The organism is Nocardia tenerifensis NBRC 101015, from assembly GCF_000308715.1.
Taxonomy (GTDB): domain Bacteria; phylum Actinomycetota; class Actinomycetes; order Mycobacteriales; family Mycobacteriaceae; genus Nocardia; species Nocardia tenerifensis.
Genome location: NZ_BAGH01000023.1, coordinates 1 through 1,415 on the forward strand (window position 1 = coordinate 1; position 1,415 = coordinate 1,415).

General features: G+C 72.0%; 1 protein-coding gene and 1 pseudogene. Both read left to right on the plus strand.

Annotation, left to right across the window (positions count from 1 at the left end; translation table 11 throughout):
• Positions 1-706, plus strand: a pseudogene (locus ON39_RS02090) (hypothetical protein); the annotation flags it as partial.
• Positions 707-948: 242 nt separating this feature from the next.
• The coding region (locus ON39_RS02095; RefSeq protein WP_169335853.1) for an NAD(P)-binding domain-containing protein at positions 949-1,415 on the plus strand (467 nt) is incomplete at its 3' end.

Here is a 1,415-nt window from a genome sequence, read left to right on the forward strand (position 1 = left end):
ACTACGGGCCGAGCTGACCGTGCTCCGGACGAGCCTGCAGCGGCTCTTCGACGGCGATCTGCCGATGGATCGGCCCGCGCTGCGCGCCGACGCGACCCGGATTCAGGAGCTGACCAGCGCGGTCGGCGAGCCGGCGAACAATAGCTCGGCGAATGCCGGACCCTGGTCCGCTCCGGCGAACCAGCAACCGCGCAGCAGTGTGACGCCGGTGTTCGTCCCGGACCACCCGGAACCTCCGGCCTTCGCGAGCCCCTTCGACGACCCGGTCACCGCCGAGACCTCCGCGGTCTCGATCGACGATGAAGACGACGCCGACACCACTGAACGCGGCGATGCCGAGCGGTCCGCGTCCGGCTGGGCCGACGCCTTCACCGAGGGGCCGGTCATCCAGCCCACGCCGGAGCCGCAACCCGCCCCGCAGCCGACTCCGGCCTCGCGGCAGACGCCCGTCGAGCACTCGCCGACTCCGGCCCCGCAGCAGACGCCTGTCGAACAACAGAAGCCCGCGACGCCCAAGCCCGCGTACCAGTCGACCCGCCCTTCGGCTTGGCCGACCACCGAAGCCCCGACCATCGGCTCCGCGAGTTCACGCAGGCGGCGGCGGGCCGAGGCCGACGCGAACTCCGGCGGCCCCGAGCGGAGGCTCTCGGTCGCCGAGATCATGGCCAACCTGCAGTCGGAGGAGAACGGCCGAGATCGCGGATGACCCCCGCCGTACCCGGCAAATCGGGCACTGCGTCGTAAATCACTGGCCGGGCCCGTGGCACCGGCAAACATCGGGCCGATATTCTCGGTGGCGTACGTCCGGTACCCGCTCGGCGGGACTGGAACGAAATCGAGAGGACTCTGTTGACCTCGAGCAGCGTGAAACCTGACGACGCGGCTTCCGGCTACCCCGCATCGAGTGACCCGCAATCCGTCGCGGGCGCCGACCTCGCGCCCGCGCGGCTGACGGTCGGCATCGTCTCGGCGGGGCGCGTCGGCTCCGCGCTGGGCGCGGCCCTCGAACGCGCCGGACACGTCGTGTTCGGCGTCGCCGCGATCTCCGACGCCTCGGTGCGCCGGGCTCGCACCCGGCTGCCCGATTCGGAGATCCTGCCGGTCGAGGATGTCGCCGCGCGCAGCGAGTTGTTGCTGCTCGCCGTGCCCGACACCGAGCTCGCCGGTCTGGCGCGCGGACTGGCGAGCGCGAAGGTGGTCCGGCCCGGCACCATCGTCGCGCACACCTCCGGCGCCAACGGGGTCGGCGTGCTCGCCCCGCTCGCCGAGGTCGGCGCCATGCCGCTGGCCATTCACCCGGCGATGACCTTCACCGGCCACGACGAGGACATCGCCCGGCTCGGCAACGCCTGCTTCGGCATCACCGCCGCCGACGAGATCGGCTACGCCATCGCGCAGGCCCTGGTGATCGAAAT